General features: G+C 50.7%; 24 protein-coding genes and 1 pseudogene. 16 read left to right on the top strand and 9 right to left on the bottom strand.

Annotated elements, in window-relative coordinates; all coding sequences use genetic code 11:
- Positions 1 to 378: 378 nt before the first annotated feature.
- Positions 379 to 1,179, top strand: coding sequence for a hypothetical protein (locus Pla144_RS01185; protein WP_146447497.1), 801 nt, complete (start codon positions 379 to 381; stop codon positions 1,177 to 1,179).
- Positions 1,180 to 1,201: 22 nt separating this feature from the next.
- Here the strand turns inward: Pla144_RS01185 and Pla144_RS01180 are convergent, their stop codons facing one another.
- Entirely contained in the window at positions 1,202 to 2,698 is a 1,497-nt protein-coding gene (locus Pla144_RS01180; protein WP_146447496.1) for a diguanylate cyclase, read from the bottom strand.
- Between the two features lie 569 nt (positions 2,699 to 3,267).
- Here Pla144_RS01180 and Pla144_RS01175 point away from each other — a divergent pair.
- On the top strand, positions 3,268 to 4,437 hold the full coding sequence (locus Pla144_RS01175) for a hypothetical protein (protein ID WP_146447495.1): 1,170 nt from the start codon (positions 3,268 to 3,270) through the stop codon (positions 4,435 to 4,437).
- 83 nt (positions 4,438 to 4,520) lie between these two features.
- Here Pla144_RS01175 and Pla144_RS01170 read toward each other — a convergent pair whose 3' ends face one another.
- Genes Pla144_RS01170 through Pla144_RS01150 form a run of 5 tightly spaced genes read right to left on the bottom strand, consistent with a single transcriptional unit; the run spans position 4,521 to position 9,735 of the window.
- On the bottom strand, positions 4,521 to 5,804 hold the full coding sequence (locus tag Pla144_RS01170) for a hypothetical protein (protein WP_146447494.1): 1,284 nt from the start codon (positions 5,802 to 5,804) through the stop codon (positions 4,521 to 4,523).
- A 26-nt stretch (positions 5,805 to 5,830) separates the two neighbouring features.
- Positions 5,831 to 6,484 carry a type IV pilus modification PilV family protein gene (locus Pla144_RS01165; protein ID WP_146447493.1) on the bottom strand — a complete coding sequence of 218 codons (654 nt, stop codon included), beginning with the start codon at positions 6,482 to 6,484 and terminating at the stop codon, positions 5,831 to 5,833.
- Positions 6,481 to 7,551, bottom strand: coding sequence for a PulJ/GspJ family protein (locus Pla144_RS01160; RefSeq protein WP_146447492.1), 1,071 nt, complete (start codon positions 7,549 to 7,551; stop codon positions 6,481 to 6,483). The genes Pla144_RS01165 and Pla144_RS01160 overlap by 4 nt, the downstream gene beginning before the upstream one ends.
- Before the next feature lie 23 nt (positions 7,552 to 7,574).
- The gene (locus Pla144_RS01155) at positions 7,575 to 8,075 is read right to left on the bottom strand and encodes a pilus assembly FimT family protein (RefSeq protein WP_197530305.1); all 501 of its coding nucleotides are present in this window, start codon (positions 8,073 to 8,075) and stop codon (positions 7,575 to 7,577) included.
- Between the two features lie 34 nt (positions 8,076 to 8,109).
- The gene (locus Pla144_RS01150) at positions 8,110 to 9,735 is read right to left on the bottom strand and encodes an HD-GYP domain-containing protein (RefSeq protein ID WP_197530304.1); all 1,626 of its coding nucleotides are present in this window, start codon (positions 9,733 to 9,735) and stop codon (positions 8,110 to 8,112) included.
- A gap of 398 nt (positions 9,736 to 10,133) precedes the next feature.
- Between Pla144_RS01150 and Pla144_RS01145 the strand changes: the two genes are divergently transcribed.
- From Pla144_RS01145 to Pla144_RS24370, 12 genes are all read left to right on the top strand, one after another.
- Positions 10,134 to 10,574: a type II secretion system protein gene (locus Pla144_RS01145; protein ID WP_146447489.1), complete on the top strand. Its 441-nt coding sequence runs from the start codon at positions 10,134 to 10,136 to the stop codon at positions 10,572 to 10,574.
- 61 nt (positions 10,575 to 10,635) lie between these two features.
- Entirely contained in the window at positions 10,636 to 11,013 is a 378-nt protein-coding gene (locus Pla144_RS01140; RefSeq protein ID WP_146447488.1) for a response regulator, read from the top strand.
- 42 nt (positions 11,014 to 11,055) lie between these two features.
- Positions 11,056 to 12,873 carry a sensor histidine kinase gene (locus tag Pla144_RS01135; protein ID WP_146447487.1) on the top strand — a complete coding sequence of 606 codons (1,818 nt, stop codon included), beginning with the start codon at positions 11,056 to 11,058 and terminating at the stop codon, positions 12,871 to 12,873.
- Positions 12,873 to 13,208, top strand: a complete 336-nt coding sequence (locus tag Pla144_RS01130; protein WP_146447486.1) for an STAS domain-containing protein — start codon at positions 12,873 to 12,875, stop codon at positions 13,206 to 13,208. Before Pla144_RS01135 ends, Pla144_RS01130 begins: the two co-directional genes overlap by 1 nt.
- Entirely contained in the window at positions 13,205 to 14,992 is a 1,788-nt protein-coding gene (locus Pla144_RS01125; RefSeq protein ID WP_146447485.1) for a GspE/PulE family protein, read from the top strand. The genes Pla144_RS01130 and Pla144_RS01125 overlap by 4 nt, the downstream gene beginning before the upstream one ends.
- A gap of 42 nt (positions 14,993 to 15,034) precedes the next feature.
- The gene (locus Pla144_RS01120) at positions 15,035 to 16,231 is read left to right on the top strand and encodes a type II secretion system F family protein (protein WP_146447484.1); all 1,197 of its coding nucleotides are present in this window, start codon (positions 15,035 to 15,037) and stop codon (positions 16,229 to 16,231) included.
- Positions 16,232 to 16,255: 24 nt separating this feature from the next.
- Positions 16,256 to 17,335: a hypothetical protein gene (locus Pla144_RS01115; RefSeq protein ID WP_146447483.1), complete on the top strand. Its 1,080-nt coding sequence runs from the start codon at positions 16,256 to 16,258 to the stop codon at positions 17,333 to 17,335.
- Entirely contained in the window at positions 17,332 to 17,913 is a 582-nt protein-coding gene (locus Pla144_RS01110; RefSeq protein ID WP_146447482.1) for a hypothetical protein, read from the top strand. Before Pla144_RS01115 ends, Pla144_RS01110 begins: the two co-directional genes overlap by 4 nt.
- An 11-nt stretch (positions 17,914 to 17,924) precedes the next feature.
- On the top strand, positions 17,925 to 18,515 hold the full coding sequence (gene pilO, locus Pla144_RS01105; protein WP_197530303.1) for a type 4a pilus biogenesis protein PilO: 591 nt from the start codon (positions 17,925 to 17,927) through the stop codon (positions 18,513 to 18,515).
- On the top strand, positions 18,512 to 19,042 hold the full coding sequence (locus Pla144_RS01100; protein ID WP_146447480.1) for a hypothetical protein: 531 nt from the start codon (positions 18,512 to 18,514) through the stop codon (positions 19,040 to 19,042). The genes pilO and Pla144_RS01100 overlap by 4 nt, the downstream gene beginning before the upstream one ends.
- Positions 19,043 to 19,285: 243 nt before the next feature.
- Positions 19,286 to 20,941: a type II secretion system protein GspD gene (locus Pla144_RS01095; protein WP_197530302.1), complete on the top strand. Its 1,656-nt coding sequence runs from the start codon at positions 19,286 to 19,288 to the stop codon at positions 20,939 to 20,941.
- A gap of 52 nt (positions 20,942 to 20,993) precedes the next feature.
- Positions 20,994 to 21,170: a hypothetical protein gene (locus Pla144_RS24370; RefSeq protein ID WP_197530301.1), complete on the top strand. Its 177-nt coding sequence runs from the start codon at positions 20,994 to 20,996 to the stop codon at positions 21,168 to 21,170.
- Between the two features lie 100 nt (positions 21,171 to 21,270).
- On the opposite strand, the gene Pla144_RS01090 is transcribed toward Pla144_RS24370, so the two are convergent.
- Both Pla144_RS01090 and Pla144_RS01085 read right to left on the bottom strand, forming a co-directional pair.
- Positions 21,271 to 21,705: a peptidylprolyl isomerase gene (locus tag Pla144_RS01090; protein WP_146447478.1), complete on the bottom strand. Its 435-nt coding sequence runs from the start codon at positions 21,703 to 21,705 to the stop codon at positions 21,271 to 21,273.
- 128 nt (positions 21,706 to 21,833) lie between these two features.
- Positions 21,834 to 22,967 (bottom strand): LptF/LptG family permease, encoded by a 1,134-nt coding sequence (locus Pla144_RS01085; RefSeq protein ID WP_146447477.1) that lies wholly within the window; start codon positions 22,965 to 22,967, stop codon positions 21,834 to 21,836.
- 118 nt (positions 22,968 to 23,085) lie between these two features.
- On the opposite strand from Pla144_RS01085, the pseudogene Pla144_RS25405 reads away from it, so the two are divergent.
- Positions 23,086 to 23,349: pseudogene (locus tag Pla144_RS25405) on the top strand (double zinc ribbon domain-containing protein); the annotation flags it as partial.
- 220 nt (positions 23,350 to 23,569) lie between these two features.
- Here Pla144_RS25405 and Pla144_RS01080 read toward each other — a convergent pair.
- Positions 23,570 to 23,989 (bottom strand): hypothetical protein, encoded by a 420-nt coding sequence (locus tag Pla144_RS01080; protein ID WP_146447476.1) that lies wholly within the window; start codon positions 23,987 to 23,989, stop codon positions 23,570 to 23,572.
- On the opposite strand from Pla144_RS01080, the gene Pla144_RS01075 reads away from it, so the two are divergent.
- Positions 23,988 to 24,917, top strand: a complete 930-nt coding sequence (locus tag Pla144_RS01075) for a DUF502 domain-containing protein (protein ID WP_146447475.1) — start codon at positions 23,988 to 23,990, stop codon at positions 24,915 to 24,917. The two genes, Pla144_RS01080 and Pla144_RS01075, sit on opposite strands and share 2 nt — an antisense overlap.
- The last annotated feature ends 62 nt before the right edge of the window (positions 24,918 to 24,979 follow it).

The following is a 24,979-nucleotide window of genomic DNA, read 5'->3' as shown; positions in this document are numbered from 1 at the left end:
TGCCGTTGAGATAATGAAACGAGAGCATCCCACCAAGAGGAAAGACCGCTTCATTCTATTCCAACTTTCCTGCGGGCGGTAGAACCGGTGAATTTCGCCAAGTCTTTGAGTGCTTTTCAGAGGCTCGGTTGTATCGGTTAGATGGAACTTCTTGTCGGCATTTATCACGACGACCGGATTTTCTTGTGGAATGCCTGATAGCTGGCAAGGAAAATGGAGTTAACCACTTCACCACGCTCCTTGGGCCAATTGCCACTTTTGCCCGGTTTTCTCATGAAATCTAGAACTTCTCAATACCTCCGAAACCTCGCTACCGAGCTGTGTGCGTTCCTCATTATTGTTTGCTCGGCTGGATCTTCCCAAGCAGCAATTGAGGTCATGACAACGGATGGTCGCGTGTTAAACGGCGAGATCGACGCGCAGAGCGATGCGCAAACGATGTGGATACGCTATAGAGACTCTGGCATCATTCTCACCACAGCCGTACCTTGGACAGAAATAATCTCGACACGACTCGACGGAAAAGAAATTGCAAAGATGGAACTCGCCTCTCAGGTTTCCCATCTAGGGTCTAACGGCCCAGAAGGATTTCTGACTGAATACGAGGTCTTGGCTCAAGAGAGTCAGATCATTGAGCGAGTTGTTCCAGAGTATGGGCTACTTCCTCGAGTGGCCAGCTTGGAGATCGGTGCGCGATTGGCTAATCTTGACCGCACAGTTGAACCTGACGGAATTGTTTTAGCAGTATCACCTCTTGATGCACACGGACGAATAGTGCCTGTGTGTGGAAACGTATCTGTGCGTTTGCTGGGTGAGCTATTCGACCAGCACACGGGTCGAGTGAGCTTTCTGGAATTGGAAAGTTGGAATTCGAGAATTGCAGATTCGATGTTTGCCGACGGCGTGGCAGGGGTATCCTTGCGTTTTCGACAGATCCGCCCCGAATTCGACCTCGCCCTCTGCACAACTGCACTAGTCAACGTGCGTCTGGGAATTCCTGGGACTGGTAATTTTGAGGCCAGTGTTCCGGTAGACTTGCGGACTTTAAACCCGTTTCGAGAACAACTCCAATACTACGAGGGAAGTCGTTTTTTTAGTAATGAGCTTACCCATAACACGCGGCAACTTGGTTTCCGGCCTTTTTCGCGGGGACTCACTACGACATTTCGCAACTGGTAAGCACAACCCACCCTGGCGAAGCTCAAGAAATGAGCGAAGAAGAAGTCAAGGAAGATTTTTCCAAGAAGCTTGCTGGATGATAGTACTCGACGCAGCCCTCAGCTGCGATTTGTAATGCCTTATCGGCATTATCAATCGTTGAGCCAGGATTTTCGTTACGAGCAACTTCAGTAGCTCCAATGCTGACCGAGTAGGAAAGACTTGGGTACTGATCGTCTCGATAAGTGTTGGCTTGATTGCAGATTTTTTCCAGAGGAATAGTGGCCCCCTGAACAGTCGTGGAGGGCATTAAGATTCCAAAAGTATCTATCCCATAGCGAACCACTAAATCGGTCTCACGAAGTTGCGAACAAATCAGCCTGGCGGTAATAGCCAATAGATTTTTCTTGGTGTGTATCTGGCACTCAGGGGTGGAGTTATGGTGTTCAACTCGCACAAGTGCCATGACAAGATCTGTCCCATAGCGACTACGTTCGGCTGCCCGCCGGCGCAATTCTTCGACTAAAACTCTCTGACTAGGTAGCCCCGTTGTTTCATCGGCATAGGCTTCCACCGGTGTTGTAGAAAGACGTTCGAAGGGAGTTGCAACATTAGCTGGGATCGCAGATCCTGTGCCTTTCTGATGACATGCGATCCCATCATGAAAGAAAATACGGTTTCTGCCTGACTCTTTAGAAGAATATAAAGCTGCATCTGCCCGTTTCATCAACGAACTCGACTCCTCACAGGGTTGAACCTGAGCAAAACCCACACTTACGGTAGTTCGCAACAGAAGCCCATTGAAAGAAAATCGGCGTTCCTCAATAAGTGTGCGGGCCCGGTCCGCAACCTCCGCAGCTTCTGCAATACTTATGCCGGGCAGGATGATACTAAACTCTTCGCCACCATAGCGGCAGCAGAGGTCGGCTTTGCGAATGAGAGACTGGAGAACCTCAGCCACGCCCTTCAAAACAGAATCTCCGGCAGGATGGCCATAGCGATCATTGAGTTTCTTAAACAAGTCGATATCGAGCAATATCAGTGTCACGGGAGTTCCATCTCGCTCCCATTGAGAGATGCGACGGTTGAGTTCAAATTCATAGGCCCTGCGATTGGCAATTCCTGTGAGTGAATCCGTGAGAACATCTTTCTGATGTTCGCGGCGAAGACTTTCCAAAGCATCTCGCCAGCCGTCGCTAAGTTTTCCCACGAGAATGGCGACCAAAAGGATCGTGGCGGCCCAGATACTGTATGACAGCAACAGGGGTTCTGGAAGCTTCGCTGACGAAGTCCATATTCCTGGTATCAAGGCTAAGGTTGCTGAGAGAATACACAGCAGCGCCATAAACCGTGACCGATAAGAGCCAAGAAAGAATCCTGTAATCAGAGTAGGGAGGTAATACAGATGCAGTAGTATGTCATGATGCTCAGATTTCGACATAACCAGTGTGATCATACCCACGGCAAGCAGGAGTGCGTACTCGAGCAGAGAAGCTCGCTTTACAGTGATCGAGGAGATATTTGGTAGGAAGCTAAGCATTTATCAGATTATCTGGATCGTGGCTGCCAGCAAATCCGTCGAACAGTTTGGGGCAACGGACAAAGGCAACGGGACGAATAGATGGATTGTGAGGCATCACGGCCCTCACATTTTACCTATTAAAGGTTAGGCTACAGATGCGAAAAGTGTGAGGTACCACCTGTGAAACTCGACACTTTCATGAGTATGCTAGCTGCCAAATCGCCACAGTTGGAACCATTCCTCTTGGGAATCTCTCTATGCAGAATGAATTCAAGTGGAGAGCAACTCCCCTCATGTTAGGGGGCCGAATAAGCCGTCTGTAGCATCCTTAGCTAAGCGTCGAAGCCAGTCCAGTCAGTGCCACACAGATTCTTTGACAGATTCATCAGAAGCAGAACTATTTGAATAACTGGAAAATCGCACGAGTGCTCTTTTATAAGGCCTGGAACTCTGTCTATAATGGTTGTTCGCCCAGAATCGTACTGATTAGAAATACCTAACTTGGTACTCTTGTTAAACCCGGCACGTTTGAAAGTTGTTCGGGGAAATCTTTGCACCCAATGTCATTTTTGGAGATCGAAAGTAACATGTTTCACAATCGCATGGAAAAGCGTCTGCGTTTTGAAAGCCTTGAAAAAAAGCAATTGCTCGCCGCTGACCTGACTGTCGCGGTGATTGATGGCGATCTTGTCATCACTGGTGACGCCGAGCCCAATTCATTTGTTCTTCGCAGTGGAGTGGCAGATGGTGGACAGTTTAAGTTCGAATTGGGTATCGCCGGAGATACAATTAATAACGAGGTGCCGGACGCATTTAATACTCTTTACTCCGGAATTACGGGCAACGTCCTTATCAACACCGGAAGCGGAGACGACTCGGTCCGCATTTTCGGTGGGTCGAATACAGATGACCTGGATCCCCTTATATTTCCGGGCGACTTGAGGATCGATTTGGGAGACGGAGATGACGAATTGGCTATGGGCAGTTCCCTATCGAACCCTGATTCCCAATTGCCATTGTCAATTTCTGACGACTTGATCGTCGAGGGCGGAACAGGAGATGACTATTTCGAGTTTACTGCTGTCCGAGTTGCTGACGATTTCACTGTGGTTGACACACAAGGTTCTAATACTCTGACTTTGCCATTTCCGATATATCAAGATAGCGATGAGTCGACGTCCGTGGGTGACGATTTTACCATCGTCATGGGAAGTGGAAACGACGACATCTCTATCAACCGTGCCATAGTAAATGACAACTTGCTCGTTTCAGTCGATGGCGGTGATGATATTGTGAATGGGCTTCTCACGACAGTCAGTGGCTCTACATTAGTGAGCCTAGGAAATGGCAACGACTTCTTAAGTCTCTCATTGTTCGATGCTGGACGTACTCTGTCAGTGGTTGGTTCCGGGACCAATGACATCGGGCTTGGAGAGGTCACGGCCACCTCATTCATAACTATCGTGACAACTAATGGGAATGATGTTGTGGGTATAGACGCTAGCTCCACAGGCATTTTGTCGATCTCTACAGGGGACGGAAATGATGAGGTAGAGATATTCGATTCGGCGTTTGAGTTGCTGTTCGTAAAACTTGGCAAAGGTGATGATGTCCTTGCACTTGAAGAAGTTGTTGTTTCTAAGTTGGCTTTGCTTAACGGTGGCCAAGGATATGATTCCCTAGTAGATTTGGGTGGTAACGACATCAACTTGGAACTCGACCTTGCCTTCGAGATGTTGGAAGAATTCGTTGTGTAAGGCGAAAATTAAGAATTCCTGGAACGGGAGGATCTAATTTTCTCCCGTTCCTTTTCATTTCCTTCGCTTAAATTCTTCAGCCCTCAATATGCTACTCGTTTCCAGGTGCCGGGAACGATCTGCATGTCCGTTCCAGAAGCAAAACCTGGTGGCGCATTATTTAAGAATGTCGATTGATAGTTCAAATTCGTGCTTGCATCCACTTGAACAGATCCCTCTACAACAACGACTCCAGTGAAGCTTGAACTACGTGTAATCGCTAGGTTGCCGTCAATGTAAATGACCCCACTGATGTTCCCGAGATAAGTATCGGTGGTGTCATTGTCCGAAATGCCGTTATCTGGCGAATTTGCGGAATTGAAATTGATCCCCAAAGCTGCTTCCGAAAGTGCTGAATTTCGGTCCCAATCCATCTGAACGGGGCCTTGCACCATTAGTGCAGGAAAATTCGAAATTGCAGGTTTCCAATTGATGGAGTTTTCAAGCTTCACTCCGCCAGGAGCATTGAGAAATACTAAAGTTCCCTCGATGCGACAGTTGTGCACATTCATACTCCCTCCTAAACAATCAATCACATAGATGCCTTGTGAATTCGTTGCACCTGACCCGTAAGGATTATTTCCAGGAGAGAGTACGCAGAGTTCAATTCGTGAGCCAATGCTGCCAGCGCTAATTGCTGTGCCGTTTGCAACATAGTATTCGAATACACTTAGAGGGTCTGGCATCTCTCGGGGTGGAGCTTGGTTTTGGTACTTCGTACCCGATACGTTCCCATTGACTGCATTGGTCGACCAGGCATCTCCTTGTACGTTGGCCAAGGAATGGGTGGCATCAATCAGAGCATTCGCGCTGATAATTTGATCAGTATTCATCGTGGCTTGAACAATACACGTCCCGGAACTATGAAAAGATGATTCCAAACAGCTAAGCCCTGAACCAGTGGGTTGTAGCAACACTTCGACTACGCTTATAGCGCTACCCGCGGTGCCCACCGAACGGAGGGTAACTGTGTCTTGATCATCGTCGCTCAAATCGCCGTCGGTGTCAGTAAGCGTGAAATCGAATTGTCCTGAGCCGTTGAGCGAACCGAGTGCGACGCTGAGTATATTCGTAACGCCGCTAGTGTAATCGGTCCTCCAAAGTGGATTAGATTTGATCTTGCAGATAGCGAATTCGATGCCAGACTCGGCCATCAGTCGAGCGCGCGAGATTTCATTCACTGCAGTGACTTCGCTCATCTCAATCCGGGCAACGTGAATAGCGGCGATACTGATAACTGCCACAATCAGCGAGACGCCCATCACGGCCACATAGACCGTGCCACCGCGCATGCAGGAAGTGCGTCTTCGAATTATTATTTCTTCCATACCCTATCCCTTCATTTACCCATTCATCAGGGTGCATCGCTAGCAAGGTTCGTTATTTGAGTGCCAATGTAGGTGGATGGATTTCCGACTCCCACTTGCAAAGTGGCTCCAATCCAAGTAACGGCAGTCGTATCGACGACTGGGGTTTGTTCCAACATCCCCCATTTCGAACGGTAGGCAGTCAATGTTGTAACGTCCCCCACGGGGCTGGTGACAGTGACAACGATTTTTTTGAGTTTAGAATCCAAGATCGCATTGAGACCCGTCAACGGATCAAACCAATTTACATCGACCTGGCGGCGCCAGGCTGTGAGGTCGGCTATTGCAGTTCCATCCTTTGACTTGACTCCCAGAGAGTTAAGATTCTTGTAATCATCCACGTCATCAAAATCCAACCGATTGACGGCGGATTCACCGGATTCTCTCCCGAGAGTGAGACTATTGATGTCCGGGTCTTCGTAAGGCATCGCAAGAATTTCGGTCATGAGTTCCATGGCCAAGCTGGAACCCGTCAGCCTTGAAGCGTTGAGCCGTTGGGTCCGGTACACGGCACCTACGGTTTGCAACGATGCGACCAAAGTTACACCGACCAGCAGTGATGATATTGCAACTTCCAACAGGCTAATGCCATGCCTGAGGTGTGAACGGGTCCCACAACGATGTATGCGAAGCTTAGTCATGGGTTCACCTCCGGAGCAATCGCAATGGTGACACTCGTGAATTCTTCAGCGCCGGTCAGATTAAAGCTTGAGGATCCACTATCGCCTGCAGCAGTTTGAATCAAGTAACCCGCACCTCCTGAGGCCGCGCTTGAACTTGTACTACTTGAATCCATGTTGATAGGAGTATGGCCGAGCAAGCCGGGCAGATCAGTTGACACGAGGCGATTGTCGAATCCAGCCAATCGCAGGATCATGGCATTCCCCACTGAGCTGATAACTGCCGGGCTCGAGGCCGTAAGGATCGCGTAGCCGGACTCAGTTGCAAAAGCATTGATCGGAGTTATTAAATCGTGGCCAGTAAATCGCATGATCCATCCGAAGGCTTGTTCGGAGGGTGCCCAACTGAATTGGTAGCTGCTCGGCTCCGAGGAGGACGCGATCTTCCACCACACACCAAAAGTCTGCCGAATTGAACCTGAGGTTGGACCAATGGTGATCAGAGACCATCCAGCGGGGCCCGCGAGCGAAGTGGTAGCGTTTCCATCGGTGGATACGGCGGCTATCAACAAGTCGCCCTCCGAGGTGCCGGGAGGTTTTGCAATCACGATCGAGGTGCCATTGCTCGCTAATTTTGCAGAACTAAATTCTTCGAAGACAACCTCGCCTCCCACCGATGCCACCACCGAATCGGCCATCATCTCACGAGTGAGTGCAGTCGTATTGAAACTTTGCACATCAGTGGCGACGTTGACTATCGCTCCGCCGTTGTATTGATATGTCAGAGGATCACCCGGACTGCCAGACCAGGCATAACGGATAGTCTCCGATGTACCGTCCCCGTTGCGATCAGGGACGGTAAACGTGAGGGCCGTAGCGGTGCGCTCCGAGAATGAAATCGCCTTGTTGAGATCGGCTGCCAAGTCGTGGAGCACAATTGCCGACGTGCGCGATTGCTCTGAAGAGTTCGGGTTATCACTGAGTGCCTGGCTAGAAATATACAACGACGAGGCTAGTCCCGCGACGAGTAGAGAACTCGTCCCCAAGGCTATCATCAGCTCCAGTAAACTGAAGGCGTGTCGCTGCATGTTGAAGTTCTGGGCCATCTGATTTAAGGAATCGTTACTTGTCCGAGGGAGTTCATCACTATTGTCTTAGTCGTATTGCCTGACCTAACAACAACCGTTCCAGCATTGTCAGGCTGACCGTGAATGTTGAAGGTCACGCTGCTACTGCCGCCGAAGTCGGCAGAAACCAGTTGTGCATTAAACTTACTATCGTTGAGATAGATCACGTAGCTTTGGCCGCGTCGATTAATATCCGACACCCCAGTCAGGGCATACGAATGAGTCGATGTGTCGAAATTCACTGTTTGGTTAGAAGAAGTTCGGCTCGCATGTCGCTGCGCGAAGGAGAGATCACTTTTGATCCATTTTGCTGCCGAGCGAACACGAGCTAATTTCAACGCATTGTCGAACTTTGGAGCTGCAATTGCTGTAACGATACCTACGACCAAGACAACTATAGTCAGCTCGACAAGCGAGAAGGCCGAACGGCATATCGGTTGGGCAAAACATCGCGTACGCAAATATGACCACCGAGAAGTCTTCATTATGTTGTCCATTGCCACTCTCCCAAGGTTCCAATCAAACGGCGACGGGTACTTCGGTTGTCGTTTCGACGAGGGAAGAAGTAGCGTGTTGTGTTCGCTTGGGCAGGGGAGGTCGACGGTATGAATCGCGGATTTCCTGGATTTCAGGCATGACTCGCAAGAAGGCATCGACGATATCGGAATCCCATTGAGTGCCAGCTCCTTCGGCGAGAATGTTGATTGCTTTTTCCAGGGGCATACTCGGTCGATAAGTTCGAGTGGAAGTCATCGCGTCGAATGCATCCACGACCGCCAAGAGTCGACCTTCCAAAGGAGTTTCATCTCCGTGAAGTTGGTCTGGATATCCTTGACCGTCATAGCGTTCGTGGTGGTGAAGTACACCTGGCAGAACATAGTTGAACTGTTCGAGGTCCTGCAAAATACTCCAGCCAAAGTCGGGATGCTGCTGAATCTCGGCATACTCCTTTGGAGTGAGTGGCCCATCCTTCTTGAGGACTGAGTCCTGAATGCCGATTTTTCCTAAGTCATGCAGCAAGCCAGTCAGATAGATTTTCTCGCAGGCTTCATCACTGAGCCCGATCTCACTTGCAAGTCTCTTGGCATAAAGGGCTACCCGCTCACTGTGGCCGCAGGTATACGGATCGCGCGAATCAATAGCCGAAACCAGCGTGCGCACCACATTGACTAGCAGTTTTTCTCGTTCGTCAAACAGAGCGAGGTTGTTTGAATGAGAACCCAACATTGCTGCAGCAGTGGTCAGAAGTGAAGTTTCACGAGAACCGAGTTCGTTCTGACTGAGATTCCATTTTGGTTCCGCCCGATTTTCGGTGTTGTTCTTTTTGCGGTTAATTGCGACCAACCAACCAATTCGCGTGCGCGTAGTCGATACCGGTACAATTATCAGTTCTTTTATCGTGCGAATGCCATTGCCCAATTCAAGGGGTTTGACCTTGTTCCTTACGAGCGGTTTTCCATTCAACTGACCAGAAAAACCATCGACGACGGATTCAATTTGCCAGTTGCTCAGTGAATTAGTCGTCTCTTCAAATTCGTTCCACACTGCACTGACATGTGATTTGCCCTTCACATTTTCGAGATAGTACAGTTGCTCGATGCCTACCAGCTGACCCAACAGTGACAATGTATAGTTGGTAAGGTGATTGAGCCCCTGGCTGCTGTTTTCCAAAGTAAGTTGCTCGGCCATGGACCGCAGGAACGTGAGTTCCTCGAAATCTTCGGTCACTTGTCGCAAGAAAGCAAGATTTTCATCGCGAAGCCCCTCCAATTCTTCCTGTTGCTGTTCCGCTTTGAGAGTCTGGTTTAGCGCGAATAGCAACAACTTACTAGATGCAGAGGCGATTATTGTGGCGAGGACCTGGGTGGATCTTGTTGCCGAGTCTTTCCATGGGAACGCGACAAGGGTAACTCCAACCTCTAATTCCTTCACGACAGGGCGCCGCGTATTCCAAACCGCAGAGCATGCTGCATAAATCAGTTCGTGAGATAGATCCTTGTAATCGTAATCAGCAGAGCGGCATTCCCATTGATCACCTACTTTTACCCAAGTATCGAAATGCGTTCCAAGCGCATCTTCGAGTTCACGAAGATGCTGAGATCCAGTACGCGCACTCGGAGGCTTCGCTAAAAGGTCAATAGTCATGGGACGACAACTCCGGCCAACGCTGAACGATTCTGGTCGCAATTCCAGTAGGTTTCTCATGCAAAGCAAACTTCTTATAGTGAGTCCACTTCAGGGATTCATATAAGTATTCATATTTCGAAGAATAGCTCAGAAATGTGTTTTTCAAATACTAGCTTACAGGCATTTATCCGAGTGTAGGGCAAGTGAGGAATATGAGGATAATGCCATGTAAGCCTTGCAAAATCTTGTACATCACGACGAGAAGATGTGCTATTTATTTCTTAGTACAGGCAGATTCGTGTGAATTAATTCACTACCTTTCTCTGATTGGCCAATTTGCAAGCTAAGTTAATAGTGCCGCAATTGGCAAAAAGTTCACAAAGTATTGTAATTGAAAAAGATAAGAGGACTTACACATGTCTCACCAGAAAAATGCATTCACGCTGATCGAACTTGTGGTTGTGATTTTGATTCTTGGAATTCTCGCTGGAGTGGGAGCACCGAAGCTCTTTTCGACTTCAGGAGTTGCGACCGAGAACGGACTGCGCCAGACGTTGTCAGTGGTTCGAGATGGAATTGAACTTTATTCCGCCGACAATGCTGGCAGTTTTCCCACTTGTACTGGGGACGGAACTGGTGCAGGCAATTTCCACGATTTGATGAAGACTTACATTCGTGGAGACTTTCCCACTTGCCCCGTGGGAACAAAAGACAACTTAATCAAGGTATCCGCGGTCGACCCTGTTGTTGCAGATGATACCACAGGATGGATGTACAATCCGACGACGGGTGAATTCATCTGCAATAGCACCTCGGCTACACCGACGAATGGTGCAGTAACGTATGATGCACTGTAAGTTTCAAACGTTTATTGAAAGCCACTTTTGGGAATAGGTTGGCCAAGGAATATCGAGAACCATGAAATTACGAGCACTGATCGTCGACGACAACATTGCCCTAGCGCGGGTGACCCAGTTCGCTCTGGATCGCGCTGGCTTTGAGACACAAGTAGCCAAGAATGGCCAAGTTGCACTCGAGCTGGCCCAAGAGTTTCAATTTGATGTTGTAGTTACCGATCAACAAATGCCCGTCATGTCTGGCACTGAGTTATGTCGGGCGCTACGAGAGTTGCCGGATTATGTCGATTGTCCTCTGCTCCTGCTGACCGCCAAAGGCTTGGAATTAGAGCTGCCCAAATTGCGGGAGGAACTGGGGATCAACGCAGTGTTCTGCAAGCCTTTTAGCCCGGCCGCCATTGTCAATGAAATCAAAGAACTCCTAGGTGTCTGCGTTTAGGCATCGAATTGATTGCTCACATGCTCAGATTGCAGAAAAACCATGAAAGTGTTTCGTCCCAATCTGGGCTTTCCGCGTAAGGTTGTTTCCTATTATTTGCTCTTTTGTATTATTCCCGTAGCTTGGTTGACTGTAGGTGTACTGGTTACGACTCACACAGTTCTTAATAGCCAAACTATCGGTTCGTGCCTGTCAAAGCTAGACAAGCTCTCGGCGGCAATCGAGCTTGAGTATCTTCACAGTGGTACGAAGAACCTTCAGCCACTCTTGATGCGGGCCAAGTCTGAGTCAAGACTCGACTTCTGTGCCATTGTCTCAAACGACGGGCTCTACTGTAGCCACACGAAAACCAAATTTCTTGGTCAGGCACCTCCCGAACGCGAGGGAAGCCATCTTCAATGGGGGGGACTCAAGGGGATTCGTTATAGAGACTCAAATGGAGCACAAGTCAGTGAATATCGCTTGCCATTGATTGTTAACGATCAACCCATTGGAACACTTCACATAGGTGTCGTGGAACCCGAGTTATGGCGAACATTGGCTGAGGTGGCACCTCTCGCTCCGGTAGCCATCTTTGTACCGCTTGTGCTTATAGGACTGGGTGGATTTGTACTTTCACGTATGACGAGTCCCTTAGGAGAAATCAGCAACCAACTCCAGCACATTGCAGCACTCGCGCCGGAAGATCCAGAAGTAATCACGAAGATTCCAGTTCGTGATGCACTCTCCTTAGGCTGGAACCGCCTCGCCACTCTATTAGAGCATCAAAAGGCTAATCCTGAAAACCAAGCCCTAGAGTCAAAGTTACTAGAAGCGACTGCTGCGAGGCGAGCCAACCAGGACCGTGAGATCCTGGAGAGTATTCCAGACGGCATTGCGATGACCGATGCAGAGGGCCGCATTACATTTGCCAATCGAGCTGTGGCAGCCTTGTTGGGCGACGATGCGACCGAAGGAGTCGCAATCCAACAACTACTGGCAGAGATGGACAACAATGCAAAACACTTGACTGATTCTCCTAGCGAGAACCATGCAAATGTGTGCGAGATCCACCGAAAAGGCAATCTCACTGAACGTGTGATTCGTGTATCGAGACAAGGGATGCAAAGTACTCAACGGCCAGGCCAAATTTGGTGCTTGCGTGATGTTACTCAGCAAAAACTCTCCGATAAGATGCGAGATCAGTTTATCGACACAGCAACTCATGAGCTGCGCACGCCACTGTCGAATATCAAAGCTTATGCAGAAACGTTAGTTACTGGCGATGCCATTGACGTCGAACAGCAGAAAGAATTCTGTAACATCATCAATAGCGAAGTAACCCGTTTGGCACGGTTTGTTGATGACCTATTGAGTATTAGTAGTATGGAAATGGGATCGCTGAGTATTGACCGACAGAAAGTTGATACGGCGAGATTGTTTTCAGAAGTGTTCGAAAAAGTTGAACCTTTGATGCAACAAAAGCAGATTGCTTTCATCAAGGAGTTGCCAGAAAAGCTTACTGAAATCAAGTTGGACAAAGACAAAATTGTCGCTGTGCTGGTGAATTTACTAGGCAATGCAGCCAAATATACCCCAGCTGGCGGCCACGTCACGTTGCGTGTCAAGCTAGACCAGAGATCGCTGGAAGTTGCTGTTGTGGACACGGGTGTGGGAATCGCCGCTGAAGAACTACCAAAAGTGTTCGACAAATTCTTCCGCAGTGCCGACGAGCGCGTGCAAGAGGAAGTGGGGACGGGCTTAGGGCTCTCGTTAGCACAGGAAATAGTAGAGATGCACGGCGGCGAAATCAGCGTCGAAAGCGTCCTCAATCAGGGCTCGACCTTCTTGGTTACGATTCCACTTGAAGGAGCAACTTGATGTTCGCGATCAGATGCCAAGGTGCCGTCGAGGTGATAGTTCCCAACGTGCCACTCACGGGCGAACACGCCGACGAGCTGCGCGAAACCATTGAGCATTGTAGTTCTAACGGGCTGCCAATGGTGGTACTCAACCTACATGACGTACCCCTGATAGACAGTGACGGCCTGGAATCGTTGCTAGATATCCGTGATACGGTTCGCGAGCGTGGCGGGAGTGTCAAGCTCGCTTCGCTAACTCCGTTGAGTCAAGACATCTTGAGAATAACTGGGGTAGCAGAACATTTTGAGGTATTCCCCGACGACAAGGCTGCCGTAAGGAGCTTTGTACAATGAGTGCCATTATCGTATCAGATCGGCAAGAAGATCAGATCGAGCAATATACAGTTCCGTTGGGCGTTGACAGCGACGATCCGGCTTTGAATCCGCTGTCAAGTCGAGGTCCTTTGGGCCAGCGACTTCTCAGTGCTGATCTTATAGGTGAAGAGGAGCTTGAGTCGGCATTGCGTCACCAGGTGGAGAATGGCCACAAGTTGGGTGAATCACTCCTGGAATTAGGATTCGCCAGCGAAGAGCAACTTTTGCCGTTCGTGGAAACTCAAATCGGCGTAGCTGGAGTACGACTTCGGGAAGGAATGCTCGATCCAGTTGCAGTACAAATAATTCCGAGGCCATTGGCGGAAAAGTTGGGGGTTCTGGCCCTCTTCCGAGTACGGAACCAACTTGCTGTGGCAATGGATGACCCATCTAATCTGGACGTAATCGACTGCATTGAAAAAGTCACAGGCTTCGACGTTCGTCCCGTGTTTGCATTTCGGGCATCGATCACTCGCATACTACAGCGCGCCTATGAAGAAGGGTTCCATGTCGACACCGTAACAGCAGATATGGACGAATCGGCAGTCGAACTCCAGCTTGACAGTGCCGACATGGATGTCGCCTCGGTCCACAATCTGGTGGATGGAAGTCCGGTAATCAATCTGGTTAACTATTTGATCCTGCAGGCAATCCGCAAGCAAGCCAGCGACATCCATATTGAGCCAAATCGCAAGTTTGGAACGGTGCGATTTCGCATCGACGGTCAATTGATTGAGATGTTGCGACCTCGCCGTGATATTTTTCCGGCGATCGTGTCTCGTATCAAGGTCATGGCCAAACTCGACATAGCTGAACAGCGGACTCCACAAGACGGCCGCTGCCAAGTGGTCGCCGATGGCAAGGAAGTGGACCTGCGCGTTTCGACGCTACCGACCGTTTTGGGTGAGAAAGTCGTGATTCGTGTTCTCGACAAAGCCCGACTCACTTTTAACCTTGAGCGCCTCGGAATTCCCGATGACGTCTTGACCATGGTCAAGGCTCTCCTGAAGAAACCTTACGGGTTGGTTTTAGTCACTGGACCAACAGGTAGCGGTAAGACGACGACGCTGTACTCCGCTCTAGAGCTAATCAAGTCCGTACACCACAACATCGTAACTGTAGAAGATCCGGTCGAGTATCAGATCGAGCTGGTCAATCAGGTACAGGTCGATTCCAGTCGGAACGTCAACTTCGCCACCGCACTACGGTCGATCCTGCGCCAAGATCCCGACGTGATTATGGTTGGTGAGATTCGCGATGCCGAGACAGCCAAAGTCGCTGTGCAAGCAGCTTTGACCGGGCACCTTGTATTGAGCACGCTTCATACAAATGACAGTGTCAGCGCTATCACAAGAATGACCGATATGGGAATCGAAGGATACAAGCTTGCTGCGGCCTTGCAGGGGGTCATAGCCCAACGTCTTGTGCGCACAATCTGTCCGCATTGTCGCAGCTCCTACTATCCAAGTGCAGAATACTTGGAGGCATTGAAATATCGGGGAGACAAGCGACGGAGCTTCTCTCGCGGCCAGGGGTGCCGAGAATGTTTTGACACAGGTTTTCAAGGACGCATAGGTATTTATGAAGTCCTTCCTGCAGAAGCAGAATTACGGAGACTCATTGGCGAAGGTGCCTCATTGGAATCCGTGCGACAGTGGTTTCAAGGGAAGGGGTTACCCGATCTCTTGCAATGTGGGTTAGGGCTGGCGGAAGATGAAATGACCAGTCTGGAAGAAGTTGCTCGGGTCGCATTTGTTGAATAGTCCACCTGAATGAACACAATTGCAAACGGCGATTAATTCATTATGAATGCATACAACACCACCTTTGGAATGCAGGAGCAGTCGTCCGCTCAACCCGAGCGTGCCGGCAAACGTTCTGGGCTGGAAACTGCGGATCTTATCCGCTGGAAGTCTGCCTCGACGTCTATCGAGAAGCAAGCGTTAAAACGCCGCAAGTCGGTACCCTTGCAGCACATCGCCGAGTTCACCGCCCAACTCTCAATTATGCTGAAATCAGGAATCGATGTCTCGACAGCGCTCGGTTCTTTGGTAGCACAAAGCCAAAATTCGCAGCTTGCCGACGTGCTGCTGCGAGTCCATCAGTCGGTTCTAGCAGGTACCACCCTTTCGGAATCCCTCCGTCGCCACGGATCGGTCTTCGATGCTGCATTCGTTGCCACGGTTGCCGCCGGTGAGGCGTCGGGTTCTTTGGCAGACGTTTTAGTTCAGTTATCTCAGATGCAACGCAACGAACTCCGCAATCGTCGAACTATGCGGGCATTGATGACCTATCCGGTCCTACTCTTGGCGGTGTCGACCTCAGTGGTCGCTGGATTGGTAATTTTTGTCCTACCGCGTTTCTCAGGAATATTCGCGCAATATGATGTTGCCCTGCCAATTATAACCCAAATGTTGATTTCCTTCGCTGATGAGTTGCGCGGACGTTGGTGGCTCTGGGGGCCGCTTGCAATCGCGTTCGTCGGAGGGGGGCTTGTATGGCGTAAGTCGGTAGCAGGGAGACAGACATTGGATGCAATGTGGGTCAATACCGCCGGAATTAGAGACGTTTGCCGTGCTCGCTTGACAGGAAGGATCTGTCGGTTGATGGGAATAATGTTGTCCAACGGTGTGCCGTTACTGGAGACCTTACGACTAACTCGCGATGCAGTTGAGAATTCATTGTACCGAGCCTTGTTGATAAGACTCGAAGACTCCGTGGTGAACGGTCGCAACCTGGCGAGTGTTCTGCAAACCGCCGAGATCATTCCGATATCAGCCCGCGATATGCTTGTGACTGCCGAAAGCACTGGCAACGTAGCTGAAGTGAGCAGATTGCTGGGGGACTATTACGAGGAAGAAGCCGAGGCAAAGATGCGGCAACTAGTGGGCATGATCGAGCCAGCTCTGACAGTGGGTATGGGGCTCGTCATTGCGATTGTCGTCCTAGCAGTGATGTTGCCGGTGTTCGATCTTTCCAGCCTTGCCAATCGTGGACACTAATACTTCGAAAGAAAATCAATAGTGATGTTCCGTCAACAAAAAAACGGTTGGATTGGAATCGACATTGGCAGTGCTACTGTCAAGGTCGCGCAACTTGCGCAGTTCGATGGTAAACTGCGTATCATCGCGCGAGCCATCGTGCCGCGTTCTGCGCCCGAAATCAGTGAGGACGCAGAGACGGAAAACGAATCCCGTTGGTCGGCTTCCGGAGAGATTGGCGCCGCCGTAGCTTTGGCGGGTGGGCTTCGTGGGAGGCAAGCCGCCCTCACGATGCCCATGGGGCTCTGCGACATTCACCACCTGGATAGTTTGAGCGACGTTTCTGACGACCTTGATTCAGTCGTACGGCGAGCTGTCGAAACGGCTACCCAAGCTTCGGCGGAACATCTGCAATTCGATCTATGGCCGGCAGAGTCCGTTGACGGCAAAGACCAACCATTGCGGTGGAATGTGATGGCGGTGGCAAGACCGTGGTCTGACCAACTCTATTGGGATGTGGTCAAGAATGGTTTTGCCTGCCAAAGAATCGACGGGCTGCCGCACTCCCTAGCCAGGGCGGTTGGATTGGGCCTCCCCACCCCCCTTACATTGCCAGTGGCGACGCTCGACTGGGGATCCAGTCAGGCAACTTTTTGCATCGTGCAAGATGGGAGTCCTGTCTATGCGAGGATGCTAAAGGACTGCGGTCTAGATCGAATAATGTGTTCGCTGGCTCAGGGACTCGGTATACGAACCGAGCAGGCGTATGGACTGCTGTCCCGTTATGGTCTAAGCGGTTTGAAGTCGCGCAACGCCGACGAGATGGCCGTTCTAGTTGCGGAACTCATCAAGGAACCCTTGAATCAATTGGAACATGAACTTTCACGGACCATATCGTATGTGAATGGTTTACGCCGGTCGATCAAGCCGCAACAAGTCTATGTCTTCGGCGGTGGCGGTCTCATTCGGGGTGTGACTAATTACCTGACTCGCCAATTGAAAATTGAATCGCGGGTGTGGGGATTGAATCCTGATCCGTCTGTTTACGATTCCTCAGAATGCGAAAACCAATGCCTGTTTGGTCCGGCTCTCGCTTTGTCGGCTTTGGCCTGGGAGAACGCATGAGTCGCACAATCAACCTCATGACACCGTATGCCCGACGCCGCGAGATTTACCGTGCCCGGTTGAGACAATGGCTGAAGATCACTAGCGCCCTGTTTCTGGTATTAGCACTGGTGACGTCTGCTCACTACTACTACGTTCGGCAAATTGGTCTCGAACAACAATTGTTGGAAACTATGCTTGAGCCGATCAATCACCTCAAAGAGGCAAATAAACGGCTCGCTAAGCAAATAGCGGCTATACGCGATGAGGAGCAATTTGTCCTGGCCCTATCCAGCGAAAATCATACCGTAACTGTGTTAGGACTTTTGGGGAGTGCGGTGGCAAAAGTCGGCGACAGAGTATTCTTTGAGAAGATCGAGTTATCTAGTTCCGGACGAACCGATTACCCTCAGACGAACTCACCGATGGTGTTGGATATTGCCGGCATTGCCGACAACAAAGCGGCCGCAATTCAGGTTGCCGAAGAGTTGCAATCCTCGATCCCAGCAGGAAAGGTGGACGTGACGACGAATAAAGAGACACGCATCAACAATCTATTGATGCACAATTTCGCCTTGCACGGTACTTTCCAGAATTAGAGGTTCAAACCGTGAGAAATTACCAAGAAAAACAAGTTGCTTCGCTTGGGTGGGCGCTTCATGTTGCAGGGGTCCTGGTGGTCCTTGTCTTTGTGGGGGCCTATTTTGCACTGGTGACCCGACCTCTCAATACCCAGTTGGATCAAAGTACCAGCAGAGTTGCGCAACTAAAAGAAGTGCTCAAGCGAGCCCCTCAAGTCCGTTCAGCTTACAGTCAGAGCAAAGCAGAGCTACAGGCCTTGAAAGCCTCGGTCGAGGAAACCTTGCTCCGGCTCCCAGCGGAACTCGATGAGAATGAGTTTATTGAGCAGGTCAACTCGGTCGCCCTGGCTTCAGGTGTCAAGATTGTGGGCCACCAGAGTGGCCTGACGGAACGGCTGGAAAGCTACTCGAAAGCGTACGTAACTTTCCAATGCAAAGGTAGCTTTGCCAGCATCTGTCGATTCCTGCATGGGATTGACCATCTCCCCAGGCTTACGGAAGTTTCCCAGTTGGAGATCGAATCGGATAAGTATTTGGAAAGGTATCCTATTCAGGTAAATTTTGTCTTGTATTTTGGGGGAAATTCCCACGATAGAAGTATGAGAGGGGAAGTCCTATGAGTGAGCGCACTTGGATGCAGAAATCAGGTGCGACACCACGCAAGCTAGCACTGGTGGTCTGCCTGGCGGTTGGACTTGTCTTCGTACTATGGAATCAGCAGACAGATGGTACCGACGAGACATTGGTCTCCAGAAGTACTCCTCAATCGCCTCCTAATCAACAAGCAGAAGTCGCGAATAAGAACCTTGTCTCCCAAAAAGTCGATGCCGAGTCGAAAGAACAAATACCCTTGAAGTGGCCGCAGATGCCGCTTGAAAGGGTAGTAAAAAATGATCCCTTTGCGATGCCAGCGTGGTACCTGGCGACGATCGTTGATCCATCGCAAAGTAGTGGTGAAATAGCTTCACAAACCGAACAGCTGCTGGAAAAACTTCGCAACGAGCAGAGGATGATAGTCGTGATTTCCAACGGAGAACGCATCGCCACTTTCGGAGATGAAAGTTTTAGAGTTGGCGACACCGTCGCAGGCTATGAGATTACTGAAATTAATACGGATGGAATTGTCCTCACGGAGATCCATCGCTGAGAACACTTTGAGCAGGCTATGAATTTGGGGGGAGAACAGTGCGGCTCACAAATGAGGCGCCGGGCCTATAGACCGGTTGTCTGCTGGTTGGTGTGCGCACTCTGTTCGGTACCCGTCTGGGGACAATCGGCTCCGGAGACTCAGGCTTGGTCGGGCCAAAGCAAACTAGAGCGTACAATTGGCGCTCAGCCAGCTAATCCTGTAGTAGAACAACAGCCAGCAGTTTCCCCGGAAGCTGCCCCGGTGGCACCCTCTTCACCATGGACATCCGTGAATCTGGACGCCTTACGCCAGGCAGTTGGGGCAGGGAAGACAGGAACTGATACGCTTGCGGCACCACCGAGCAATCCAGAGGATTTGCCAAACCGTCGGACACTTCCCCTGGGCGAGGTTGCTGCTGAAAACATCCAAGTCCAGGAAGATGCTGGACTGATCTCGTTGATGGTTCGCGATGCTCCTTTGAGGCAAGTAATTGCACTGGTGGCTGAGACGCAAAAGCTGAATATCGTGTTCGCATCACCAGCCGAAGTACCCGTCACCGCTTCCTTCGACCGCATGCCGTGGCAACAAGTGATGGAAGCCCTGCTTTCTATCTCGGGCCACACGTGGCATATGAACGAGGGAATCATTTACGTCACAAATATCGAAGCGGCTGACTATGTTTCACCGCAAGCAGGGGGTAGAGTCGTAGAAGTTTTTGAACTCGACTTTGCCGCTGCCGTGGATGTCGACAATACGGTGAAAGGCCTGCTCTCCCCTGCTGGCAATAGTTGGCTGGTCGAAACGAGTTCGGATGACAATCGCCGCACCCGCGAAGTGGTAGCTGTTTTTGATTACCCGGCAAATGTCGCGCGGATCAGCGATTACATCTGCCAGATGGATCAGCCTCCTCGGCAGGTCTTGATAGAAGCCAATATTCTGCAAGTAACACTGAATGATGATTGCCGCAGTGGCGTCAATTTTGAGCAGATCACCAGCTTCTACAACAATCAGGTTGGTTTTGGATTTCTCTCAGGAGGCTTCACCAATCCATCGGGTAGCGCAAATGCAGCACCCACGAATTCCACTTCGTTTATCTCAGTCGATGGCACGGCTCTGAATGGCTTCGTCCAGATTCTGCAGACGACACTTGACGCCAAAACGCTCGCCTCGCCGAAAATTCTTTCGGTGAGCGGTCAAGAGTCCAGTATTCAGATTGGCGACCAACTCGGTTATTCGCAAGTCACCACGAATGTGAACCAGACCACACAGCAAAACATTCAGTTTCTGGATACGGGCGTCATCCTGCGCGTTGTGCCACGAATCACTCGCGATGGGCGAGTGCTGATGAGAGTCAAGCCCGAAGTCTCCAAAGGGCAGGTCAATGCAGAGACCCAAACACCCTCGAAACAAACTGCGAATGTCGACAGCAGTATTCTTCTGAGCGATGGCCAGGGTATGGTCATCGGGGGATTAATTCAAGAAGAAGACACTCTCTCGGAAAGCAAGCTTCCTTGGTTCGGTGATTTGCCGTATGTGGGGATCTTGTTCCAGAATCGTCAAGTCGTGAAGAAGCGAACCGAAATCATCGTCACCTTAGTACCCCACGTCCAGCCGTACAATCCTATCATTGATTCTCGTGAATCGAATGATTACATGAAGGCGGCTCATGATCGCTTGCTCACGGGTCCTTTAGTGCGCGTGCCACGACCTTACGAAGCGCAACTTTACGATACCTTCCGCAATCCTCGCCGACCGATTGCCACGATCCATGCTGCCCATCATGAGGTGCCAATGGTTTCGATGGTGCCTATGCCGCTACCTCCTGTTGAGGAGACCTGGGACTGTCCAACAGAGTTAGACTCTGAAGAGATTGCCTTCCCCAATCAGCCATTGCCAGAAATCGATTACCAGTACTAGCTCTCCCCACGCTTTTTGAATCCAAATTCGCTTTCCCAGGGAGAACGTAACCATGCCTAATCGCTTGAATCTTCCAGAAGAACTGGAACTGTTAATTGAAAAACGGGAAAAGGACCGTCGTCAGCAGGAATTGGCTGGCGAGAAAAAGTCCTCGACGGACGCACAATGCGATCAGCCTGCCCACGACCGGCGTCATGGGACGGGCCGTCGTGCAGATGACATCAGCTGATACGTCATCTGAATAGACCTCGCCTGCGCTACGAGTTTCTTGCTCTGCCAACGGCGCACACTCAAAGTGGTGCTATCGAACTAGCAATTCGGTAAACTGATCATTCGTCGCTGATGACGACTTTCTCGATCTTATCCCCTTGCTGGATCACGTCGACAACTTCTTGGCCATCATCAAGTACCCGGCCAAACACCGAATGTTTACCGTCGAGCCACGGGGTAGCAACGTGAGTGATAAAAAACTGGGACCCGTTTGTATTGGGGCCGGAATTAGCCATCGATAAGACCCCCGGTCCGTCGTGCTTCAAGTCGGCATGAAATTCGTCTTCGAACTTGTAGCCAGGACCTCCAGATCCCGTCCCTTCCGGGCAACCTCCCTGCACCATGAAGTCGTCGATCACGCGATGGAATTTGAGTCCATCGTAAAAGCCATCGCCGGCGAGCTTGACGAAATTTGCCACCGTCTTCGGCGTCTTGTCTTCATGCAACTCAATACGGATATCCCCGCGATTGGTGGTGATTGTGGCGACTTTCATCCTGTCATCCCGTCCTTACTAGAATATGAAGCGGTCCATGGCCATCGCAATTGCTGAGCCAGACGAAGACCCCAAGATGGCAGCGGAGGGCAGCTTTCGCAACCCCTGCTTGCGGAAGATCGTCGATTTCAGGTGCGAAATGAATGCCCCAGAGCGACGGCAATGGGCACGAATACCATCAGCGGTAGCCAGGCAGCAAGAGTGGGTCGCAAGAGGCTTAGTCCACCGAGAGATTGGCAGATGAGCGTCACAAGCGAGAATGAAATCCCGGCCAAGAGGCAGATTCCGATAGACACAAAAACGTTCCTGTTGCGTCGAGAAAACATGAGGGGCAATCCCAGCATAAGCATCGTCGAATCCATAAACGGCTGCAAGATACGCGTGTGAACAGCAACTCTAAGATCGGTCCCCGGCTCGGTACTTGGCTCGTTCAATTCACGAACCATTTCTCCGATCGATGCGTAGCGTCTCCACGTTGACCCGTTGGCCAGCAATTCGAAGGGAACTTGCGAGACCACAAATACCTGCCCGGGCTTGAGCCACGGTGCATCCTTTCGCGTAACAACAACTGCGCGACCTTCACTGCGCAATGACGAAACTTTGTTGATATTTCCTGGAACGCTGACTTTATCAAGTAGGTATCCAGCCGGGTGATCTGCTGTGGGACTAAGATAGAAACCATTTTCGGCGACCAGTTGCTTGCCGTATTTTGACAGCGAGTCCGGCAAAACAAAAGTTGGTTTGACGATTCGTAGTTCTTTAGCGACTGTCTTGTCGCCTCCTAAAACGATTTCGGTTTGCCCGTCGAAACGGGGTTCCAAGTCGCGTAGTTCGCTCCCCCCCAGGTCTTTAGTGTCGCGAGTCAACTCATTGCGAATCTGGGGGATTACGATCTCTCGGTTCAACATTCCTAATACACTAACCGCAAGCGCTGCGAACAAGATCGGGCGGATCGAACGGAACTTAGAAATACCTGCAGCCATCATCGCGGTCAGTTCATGATGTCGTTGCAGCCAAGTCACGGTGAACATAGCGGAAATCATTGCCAGGATCCCAGCGGTGCGATCAAAGAGATCGAATGATTGATAGGCGTAGTATTCGCTGATGGCACCCAGCAGACTCCCTTTTTCTTCCGCGTAAGAAGAAAAACTATCGAGATGCTGGAAAGCATCGATCACCACATACAGCCCGCCCAAGCTGAGAAAGCAAATTAGGAAAATCTGCACGAACTGTCTCAGAACATAGCGGTCGAGGATAGTCATCGTCGAGAATCGTGGTCGGTTGGGGGAAAGCAGTGGGTCGGAAGAGTAACGGAGCCAGTTTGCTAGCGTCAAGAGAGCTGTCTCTCACCTACTGACGGCACTGCTGGCAAAGTGTATCATGAGTTCCAATCCAAGGCGGAAATTCCAATTTGCAGTTCAATCACCGATGCGAATCTCGACAACAAACTGGCTGCATCGACTCGGGGACCGATCGCTCGATCTGTTGTTTCCTCCCAGTTGCCTGAGTTGCGCTGCCGAAATGGAGCAGTCGACTTCCAGTGGCCTCTGTTTGGATTGTCGAGCTGAGCTGTTGGCTCCACTGGATAATGTTTGCCTTCGGTGCGGTGCCAGAGTACCAGAGTTGAGCGGATCGATGGAAACGTGTCCGAGGTGTGAAACAGACAAACTACACTTTGATAACACATTTGCCTTAGGACCCTACGAGGGTCTGCTCAGAGATCTGGTCTTAAGAATGAAAAACGAAAGGAGTGAGAAGCTCGGACGATTGTTTGCCTGCTTGCTAGAGGAGCGCTGGGGGGAGAAGCTCCAGAGCCTGCCGATTGACGCTGTCGTGCCTATTCCCATGACCCCATTGCGCCGCCTCATTCGGGGAACGAATCCTCCGGAAGTAGTTGCCCGGAAAATCGCAAGTTCCATGGGCTGGTTGCACCTGCCTCACCTATTGACCCGTCGTCGTAACTCCCTGCCGCAGCACGGTTTATCTCGTCCGGGGAGATTTCGCAATATTCGTGGCGGGCTGAGCGTTCCCCGGGGCTATCATTTAGAGTTCCCCCACATCCTGCTGGTGGACGATGTGCTGACCACAGGTGCCACATGTAGCGAAGCTGCTCGGACACTGAAAAGGCGAGGTGCTTCTCTGGTAACTGTACTGGTCGTAGGCCGAACATCAGACTCTTGACCCAAGTATTCCACCGACCAATCCCACCTAGCTCCGTTCGCTGGACCAACACCGGATAACTCGGCTTGTATCCCTGCAAACGAATCGCACAATGAGGACCCATGGAACCTATCCCTCCGCAGACTGATGCGACGATCAAGGCGCTCGACCCCTTCCGCCGGGCCGTGCTCCGGGGGCTAGGGGTCTTGCTTCCGCCTCTATTGACCATCGTGATATTTCTGTGGGTGGGAAACACGGTCAATAATTATCTGCTCGCGCCGATGGAATCGGGGACGCGCCAATTGCTGACCCGTCATTTTCGCGGTGATATACGCAATCGCAAGGAAGTCCCAGAGAATGAGATTAGGGATGGTAATGACGTCAATGCCCTGCGTCCTTTTCAGCCAATGCCCGACGATCGACTCGTGCCTTCTAGCTTCTACGACTATGTAGTGGAACTAGGAGTTAGTCCGATGCCCCAGACATCGGATGAACTGATCCGAACATACGTCAACCGTCGTTTCTTGCCACCTTATATAGTGATCCCGACGTTTCTTTGCGTATTTCTACTGATCTTATACTTGCTGGGAAAATTTCTAGCGGCTGGTGTCGGACGCATTTTTTGGATTCAAATCGAGCGAATTATCCACAGACTGCCCCTAGTGCGCAATGTTTACTCGTCAGTCAAACAAGTGACCGATTTCATGTTCAGCGAGCCTAGGCTCGAATATACACGGGTTGTAGCTGTCGAATATCCACGCAAAGGCGTCTGGACCGTGGCATTCCTCACCGGCGAGAGCTTACTGGATATTCGTGGTGCTGCTAATGAGCCAGTCGTCTCGGTATTGATTCCGACCTCCCCGATGCCGTTCACCGGTTTTACTGTCACAGTAAAGAAAAGTGAGACGATCGACCTCAATATTACGATGGAGCAAGCGTTCCAGTTCATCGTGAGTTGTGGCGTGGTCGTGCCGCCCCAGCAACTTGCCGATGCCTTGGCAGCGCGCGAACGAAGCGATCATGCCCGGTTGTCGAATCCGGACGGGCTCTGAGCCATTGCACCCCTGGTTGCCGACCAATTCGGGAATCTTTACCATGAGCTTTCCCGTTTCGA

The sequence above is a fragment of the Bythopirellula polymerisocia genome (assembly GCF_007860015.1).
Taxonomy (GTDB): Bacteria; Planctomycetota; Planctomycetia; order Pirellulales; family Lacipirellulaceae; genus Bythopirellula; species Bythopirellula polymerisocia.
The sequence above is the reverse complement of the archived record's forward strand: the minus strand, read 5'-3'. Positions and strand labels throughout refer to the sequence as shown.

Bases quoted from the DNA above. Each gene is read 5' to 3' on its own strand.
- Pla144_RS01150 (WP_197530304.1), bottom strand. From the start codon at position 9,735: ATGACTATTGACCTTTTAGCGAAGCCTCCGAGTGCGCGTACTGGATCT.
- Pla144_RS01110 (WP_146447482.1), top strand. From the start codon at position 17,332: ATGAGTCGCACAATCAACCTCATGACACCGTATGCCCGACGCCGCGAG.
- Pla144_RS01100 (WP_146447480.1), top strand. From the start codon at position 18,512: ATGAGTGAGCGCACTTGGATGCAGAAATCAGGTGCGACACCACGCAAG.
- Pla144_RS01085 (WP_146447477.1), bottom strand. From the start codon at position 22,967: ATGACTATCCTCGACCGCTATGTTCTGAGACAGTTCGTGCAGATTTTC.
- Pla144_RS01080 (WP_146447476.1), bottom strand. From the start codon at position 23,989: ATGGGTCCTCATTGTGCGATTCGTTTGCAGGGATACAAGCCGAGTTAT.
- Pla144_RS01170 (WP_146447494.1), bottom strand. From the start codon at position 5,804: ATGGAAGAAATAATAATTCGAAGACGCACTTCCTGCATGCGCGGTGGC.
- Pla144_RS01180 (WP_146447496.1), bottom strand. From the start codon at position 2,698: ATGCTTAGCTTCCTACCAAATATCTCCTCGATCACTGTAAAGCGAGCT.
- Pla144_RS01175 (WP_146447495.1), top strand. From the start codon at position 3,268: ATGTTTCACAATCGCATGGAAAAGCGTCTGCGTTTTGAAAGCCTTGAA.
- Pla144_RS24370 (WP_197530301.1), top strand. From the start codon at position 20,994: ATGCCTAATCGCTTGAATCTTCCAGAAGAACTGGAACTGTTAATTGAA.
- Pla144_RS01130 (WP_146447486.1), top strand. From the start codon at position 12,873: ATGTTCGCGATCAGATGCCAAGGTGCCGTCGAGGTGATAGTTCCCAAC.
- Pla144_RS01185 (WP_146447497.1), top strand. From the start codon at position 379: ATGACAACGGATGGTCGCGTGTTAAACGGCGAGATCGACGCGCAGAGC.
- Pla144_RS01140 (WP_146447488.1), top strand. From the start codon at position 10,636: ATGAAATTACGAGCACTGATCGTCGACGACAACATTGCCCTAGCGCGG.
- Pla144_RS01115 (WP_146447483.1), top strand. From the start codon at position 16,256: ATGTTCCGTCAACAAAAAAACGGTTGGATTGGAATCGACATTGGCAGT.
- Pla144_RS01135 (WP_146447487.1), top strand. From the start codon at position 11,056: ATGAAAGTGTTTCGTCCCAATCTGGGCTTTCCGCGTAAGGTTGTTTCC.
- Pla144_RS01145 (WP_146447489.1), top strand. From the start codon at position 10,134: ATGTCTCACCAGAAAAATGCATTCACGCTGATCGAACTTGTGGTTGTG.
- Pla144_RS01120 (WP_146447484.1), top strand. From the start codon at position 15,035: ATGAATGCATACAACACCACCTTTGGAATGCAGGAGCAGTCGTCCGCT.
- Pla144_RS01160 (WP_146447492.1), bottom strand. From the start codon at position 7,551: ATGCAGCGACACGCCTTCAGTTTACTGGAGCTGATGATAGCCTTGGGG.
- Pla144_RS01165 (WP_146447493.1), bottom strand. From the start codon at position 6,484: ATGACTAAGCTTCGCATACATCGTTGTGGGACCCGTTCACACCTCAGG.
- Pla144_RS01125 (WP_146447485.1), top strand. From the start codon at position 13,205: ATGAGTGCCATTATCGTATCAGATCGGCAAGAAGATCAGATCGAGCAA.
- Pla144_RS01155 (WP_197530305.1), bottom strand. From the start codon at position 8,075: ATGAAGACTTCTCGGTGGTCATATTTGCGTACGCGATGTTTTGCCCAA.
- Pla144_RS01090 (WP_146447478.1), bottom strand. From the start codon at position 21,705: ATGAAAGTCGCCACAATCACCACCAATCGCGGGGATATCCGTATTGAG.
- Pla144_RS01075 (WP_146447475.1), top strand. From the start codon at position 23,988: ATGGAACCTATCCCTCCGCAGACTGATGCGACGATCAAGGCGCTCGAC.